General features: G+C 37.6%; 7 protein-coding genes and 1 tRNA gene. 4 read left to right on the top strand and 4 right to left on the bottom strand.

From position 1 onward, the window contains the following. The coding region (locus ACQR30_RS08910) for a COX15/CtaA family protein (RefSeq protein ID WP_429734171.1) at window positions 1-683 on the bottom strand (683 nt) is incomplete at its 3' end. Window positions 684-773: 90 nt separating this feature from the next. Between ACQR30_RS08910 and ACQR30_RS08905 the strand changes: the two genes are divergently transcribed. Both ACQR30_RS08905 and ACQR30_RS08900 read left to right on the top strand, forming a co-directional pair. Continuing rightward, window positions 774-1,370, top strand: coding sequence for a ribonuclease HII (locus ACQR30_RS08905; protein ID WP_429734169.1), 597 nt, complete (start codon window positions 774-776; stop codon window positions 1,368-1,370). Window positions 1,371-1,444: 74 nt separating this feature from the next. Beyond that, entirely contained in the window at window positions 1,445-1,693 is a 249-nt protein-coding gene (locus ACQR30_RS08900; protein WP_429734167.1) for a hypothetical protein, read from the top strand. Between the two features lie 6 nt (window positions 1,694-1,699). Here ACQR30_RS08900 and ACQR30_RS08895 read toward each other — a convergent pair whose 3' ends face one another. The 3 genes from ACQR30_RS08895 to trmB form a co-directional block, all read right to left on the bottom strand. After that, the gene (locus ACQR30_RS08895) at window positions 1,700-2,314 is read right to left on the bottom strand and encodes an HAD family hydrolase (RefSeq protein WP_429734165.1); all 615 of its coding nucleotides are present in this window, start codon (window positions 2,312-2,314) and stop codon (window positions 1,700-1,702) included. Window positions 2,315-2,446: 132 nt separating this feature from the next. After that, on the bottom strand, window positions 2,447-2,821 hold the full coding sequence (locus ACQR30_RS08890; protein ID WP_429734163.1) for an MGMT family protein: 375 nt from the start codon (window positions 2,819-2,821) through the stop codon (window positions 2,447-2,449). A 9-nt stretch (window positions 2,822-2,830) separates the two neighbouring features. Then, window positions 2,831-3,529, bottom strand: a complete 699-nt coding sequence (gene trmB / locus ACQR30_RS08885; protein ID WP_429734161.1) for a tRNA (guanosine(46)-N7)-methyltransferase TrmB — start codon at window positions 3,527-3,529, stop codon at window positions 2,831-2,833. Window positions 3,530-3,590: 61 nt separating this feature from the next. Here trmB and ACQR30_RS08880 point away from each other — a divergent pair, with 61 nt between their 5' ends. Then, the gene (locus ACQR30_RS08880; protein ID WP_429734159.1) at window positions 3,591-4,358 is read left to right on the top strand and encodes a TatD family hydrolase; all 768 of its coding nucleotides are present in this window, start codon (window positions 3,591-3,593) and stop codon (window positions 4,356-4,358) included. A gap of 111 nt (window positions 4,359-4,469) precedes the next feature. Then, window positions 4,470-4,556, top strand: a tRNA-Ser gene (locus ACQR30_RS08875). Window positions 4,557-4,907 lie beyond the last annotated feature (351 nt).

The raw sequence follows: 4,907 nt of genomic DNA, 5'->3' as shown, positions 1-4,907 counted from the left end.
TCATGCGTCTGTAAATAGCTGCCTACATTTTTAAGCCAGGATGCCCTATCTACGTAATGCATTGATTTTGAAATATTATCTACTTCCGAACGCACTTCAGTTCCGATAACGATTTGTATTAAAACCAAAATAAATGCCAGCCATAAAAACAACAAGAATTTTTTATCGATTATTTTTTCTTTCTTCTCCAATAACTGAATTATCAGCACACACACTGCTGCAATCACTAGCGCAGGAAACATATGGGCAGTAATTTCCACTACACCAAGATTTGAATTGACAACTACTTTACCCACCCATGCTTCAAAAGCAACCAATAACATTAAGGTAAGTGATAAGTAAACGATTACTCTTCTTGTTTTAAAATATTTTTTAAATGCCCAAACGATTTGTATGACGATAAAAATTCCCAATAATCCCGTCAATAGACGGTTGAAGTATTCAATCCAGGTATGAAAAGCATTGAAAGTATGATCTATGTCCTGTTTACTTAAATACTTCTCAAAATCCTTTGGTAGCTGACCCGCATTTAACGGCGGAATCCACCGGCCAAAACAATGTGGCCAATCAGGACAACCCATTCCACTATGTGTGGTACGTACAATAGAGCCGGCTAGGATAACAGCGAAAATAGTCAGTAGAACTAATTTGGTATGTTTGATAAAAGCGTTCTCTGAATTCATCATTATTAATTTTAAACGCTGCAAAGGTAGCCGATTTTGACAGTAAAGTGACAGGCTTGCAAATGTGAAAAAATTTTTTACTTTTGAGCTGTGTTACAAACTGCATTTCAATACAAAATATTAGAAGCCGGCTGCGATGAAGCCGGTCGGGGATGTTATGCAGGGCCTGTATTTGCAGCGGCTGTGGTTTTACCCAAAAAATTTTATCATCCCAAACTAAATGATAGCAAACAGGTAAAAGAAAAAGATCGGAATGAACTTCGAAAAATTATCGAAGCAGAAGCAATAGATTTTGCGGTAGCTAAAGTAGAAGCAGAAGAGATTGATAAAATAAATATTTTAAAGGCCTCCATTAAAGCCATGCACCTTGCTATTGCGCAGCTAAGCAGAGAACCTAAACTTCTATTGATTGATGGCAATCGTTTTATTACTTATAAAAAGATAGAGCACAAATGCATTATCAAAGGTGATGGGATATTCGCAAACATAGCCGCAGCAAGCATTTTAGCAAAAACTTATCGGGATGAATATATGAAAAACCTACACGATGCCTTTCCTCAATATGACTGGCTTAACAATAAAGGTTATGGCACACTCAAACATCGTAACGCCATAGAAAGTTTCGGGCTATGCGAACATCATCGGAAAAGTTTCCGTATTTTACCCCAGCAACTGGATCTGTTTTAGGGAAAATTGTTAAGCGATTGAGAAAAACGGCCAGTATTATCGTCCAAACGAAGAACTAAGGTTATCTTCGTAGTATGATATTAGGATACATTTTAGGAGGTATTGTACTTTATTATGTTGTTAGATTTGTTTTCAATATTATACTCCCCATATTGAAGACAACAAAAGTGGTGCGTCAAAAAATGCAGGACATGCAGCAACCACCGCAAAACCCCTATCAACAAAATACTACCTCCTCACATACGCAAAAACCGCAGGCACCAAGCAATTCAACCAGAGTTGGTGATTATATCGACTTTGAAGAAATAAAAGATAAAGGTTAACTTATATTATAGCGGTAAATCCAATACAGTTTGAGGAGCCTTCAAATGTAAGGTATGCAATCCTGCTTTCTGTGCCCCTTCTATATTGCCAATCGTATCATCAATAAAAAGTGTTTCACCGGGATGGAGTCGTTCAGATTTCAAAATCGATAAAAATGATTCCACATGGGGCTTTCTAATACCCATTTCATGTGAATACCAAGCTTTTATAAAATAACTATCCAGCTCCTTGCCGTTGAAATTACTTTTAAACAAGTTGTAAAAGTAGTCGTGGTGAATCTTATTGGTGTTAGAAAACAGATACACATTGTACTGTTTGCTAATGTTATATAACCAGTTCATTTTCGGTTCAGAAAAATTCAGCAGCATGGCATTCCAGGCTTTCATAATGGTTGCATCCGAAAGTGGTAATTGAGTTTTATTTCTCAACTGTTCATAAAAAGCCTCAGGGGAGATCGCACCAATCTCTAATTTCTCAAACAAATCATCCACGTGATGCTGAGTATAAAAGGTATGAAAATTTGGTACACCCGCAGTTTCAAAAGCCTTGTGGGTGGCAGAGAAATCCACGTCTAACAATACACCACCTAAATCGAAGATTATATTCTTAATATGTTTCATTAGCACTAAAATAGCACACAAAATAAGAATTAAAAAAGGAAAAATCGGTTTTTCAATAGTATAAAATTGTTTAAAATTATGCTGTTATGCGAAATTCTGACAAAAGGTACGTTTCATCCGTCAAAATACTCCTTACAAACTCAGTTCTTCTGAAGGGTCCCAGAATATTTCCTTGAAATTGACGATGGTATCATCTTTAATTTTCAGACCTTCTTTTTTCAGCAATTGCTCCATTTTTTCCGGCGGAGAGAAATGCGCTTTACCACTCAACATCCCGTTTCGATTAACAACTCTATGTGCGGGAACATCCGAAAAGTTATGTACGGCGTTCATGGCCCAGCCCACCATTCGGGCCGAAGACTTGGCGCCCAGATAAGCCGCAATGGCACCATATGAAGTAGCGCGACCGAAAGGTATCTGTCGGGCGACATCCCATACATCCTGAAAAAAAGAATTGGATTTTTCAATAGTAGGTAATGACTCAACGGACTTATTTTTCTTGTTCATAAAATAATTTTAAACCTCAATCAGAAGCATCTTGCGTAATAACTCATCTTTTTCTAAAGGAAGTGGTTTGTTTATCTTAAAAGAAAGATAATGTACTTTTCTAAAGCCGGCAATATCCATTTTCTCATAATGCGTTTTTATAGCAAGTTCAGCAGATACCTGTAGGCTTTTGTACACATCCTCCTCGTCGTTCAATAATTCCAAATCAAACAACTCAATAACCGTTTTTGTAAATTTATACAAAACCGGGCTATCGGTTTTTAAGTTAACTGTGCCATCTGGCTGTAGAAATTGTTGATACAAACGCAAAAACCTGGGATGCGTCAAACGCTTTTTCATTTTAGCACCGGGTAAGTGCGGGTCCGGAAAAGTAATCCAAATATCGGCCACCTCGTCTTTGGAGAAATATTCGTTAATAGCCTCTATCTGGGCACGCATAAAACCAACATTAGACAAATTTTCTTGCAAGGCTGTTTTGGCTCCTCGCCAAATGCGGTTCCCTTTTACGTCTACACCCAGAAAGTTTTTTTCCGGATATAATTTACCCAAACCCAATGCATATTCACCTTTGCCACAAGCAAGTTCCAAAGTAATAGAATAATCATTTTTGAAAAAATCTTTCCATTTCCCGGGCATCCCCTGCGGGTATTCCAATACATTTTCAAAAGCCTTTATTGCTGCAAAACGTTCGAGTTTTTTTTGTCCCATGTCGCAAAGGTAATACGGATACCCATATTTCAGTTTAGTTAATAATGATTAATTTTACCTTATGATACTGATAGACACCCATACACATTTATATTCAACTGAATATACCGCAGATATCGTTGAAGTCATGCAACGCGCAGAAGATGCAAGTATTGAAAAATTTTATCTGCCCGCTATTGACAGCACAACGCACGAAGCCATGTTGCAAATGGAAAAAGATTTTCCAAAAAAATGTATCGCCATGATGGGGTTGCACCCTTGCTCTGTAAAAGAAAATTTTGAAAAAGAATTGGCCATCGTAAAACATTGGCTGGATAAAAGAGATTTTGTTGCCATAGGAGAGATAGGGCTGGATTTTTATTGGGACAAGACTTTTGTATCGCAGCAAATACAAGCCTTTGAAATGCAAATGCAATGGGCTTTAGAAAAAAATCTCCCTATCGTTATTCATGCCCGCGACTCAATGGACGAATGTATTAAGTTAGTAAAGCCCTTTGCCGACAAAGGCTTGCAAGGTATCTTTCATTGTTTTGGCGGCACGGAAGCGCAGGCAAATGCAATTGTAGCCATGAATTCTTATTTAGGCATTGGGGGTGTCTTCACTTTTAAAAAAGCCAATATGGCCGAAGTCCTAAAAAATATTTCTGTAGATAATATGGTGTTAGAAACCGATGCGCCTTACTTGGCACCTGTACCTTTTCGTGGTAAGCGTAACGAGAGCAGTTACTTGCAATATATTGCGCAAGCATTAGCCAATGCTAAAAATATCTCCATAGAAGATTTGGCTGCCATTACAACGGATAATGCACATAAAATATTTAAGTGGTAATTAATTGCCCCAAAATCGGAAAAATTTTAAAGAAGCACTTATCTTTGCAGCCCTAAAACAAGAAGAGTAGCGATACTTCTCTTAGTCCATAGTAAATAGGCTTAATTAAAAGGAGACGTGTCCGAGTGGTTGAAGGAGCACGCCTGGAAAGTGTGTAAACGGGAAACTGTTTCGCGAGTTCGAATCTCGCCGTCTCCGCAATTAGTATTGATTTTCAATAAGTTGTATAATCTGCATCTAGTTTTTACTCCCTGTTTGTTATATTAATCTTTCTTCCAGCAAACTTTTCCATAAAATAAACCCTTTGTTATTTTCTGCGTAATTATGGTAGGCACACGAGCAAGTGCATTTATTCCTTCTTTGCAATTTGCAAGAAGCATGAGGGAATCCCTAACAATGGCTCAACTATGTATTTGAAAAATATCTTGGATACAAAACCCCACAGCTGAATAGGTTATACTCACGCAATTTTAGCTAATTAAAAAAATGTAGTTTGTATATTCCGATGATGCTGACCAGGCAATCCGAAGCATGTTGACCACCTAGTAG

This window comes from Arachidicoccus sp., from assembly GCF_050436765.1.
In the GTDB taxonomy this organism is placed as follows: domain Bacteria; phylum Bacteroidota; class Bacteroidia; order Chitinophagales; family Chitinophagaceae; genus Arachidicoccus.
Note: the sequence above shows the minus strand (reverse complement) of the source record. Positions and strands in the feature narration are given on the sequence as shown.

Coding starts and splice junctions, on each gene's coding strand:
- ACQR30_RS08895 (WP_429734165.1), bottom strand. CDS start 2,314: ATGAAACATATTAAGAATATAATCTTCGATTTAGGTGGTGTATTGTTA.
- ACQR30_RS08880 (WP_429734159.1), top strand. CDS start 3,591: ATGATACTGATAGACACCCATACACATTTATATTCAACTGAATATACC.
- ACQR30_RS08890 (WP_429734163.1), bottom strand. CDS start 2,821: ATGAACAAGAAAAATAAGTCCGTTGAGTCATTACCTACTATTGAAAAA.
- trmB (WP_429734161.1), bottom strand. CDS start 3,529: ATGGGACAAAAAAAACTCGAACGTTTTGCAGCAATAAAGGCTTTTGAA.
- ACQR30_RS08900 (WP_429734167.1), top strand. CDS start 1,445: ATGATATTAGGATACATTTTAGGAGGTATTGTACTTTATTATGTTGTT.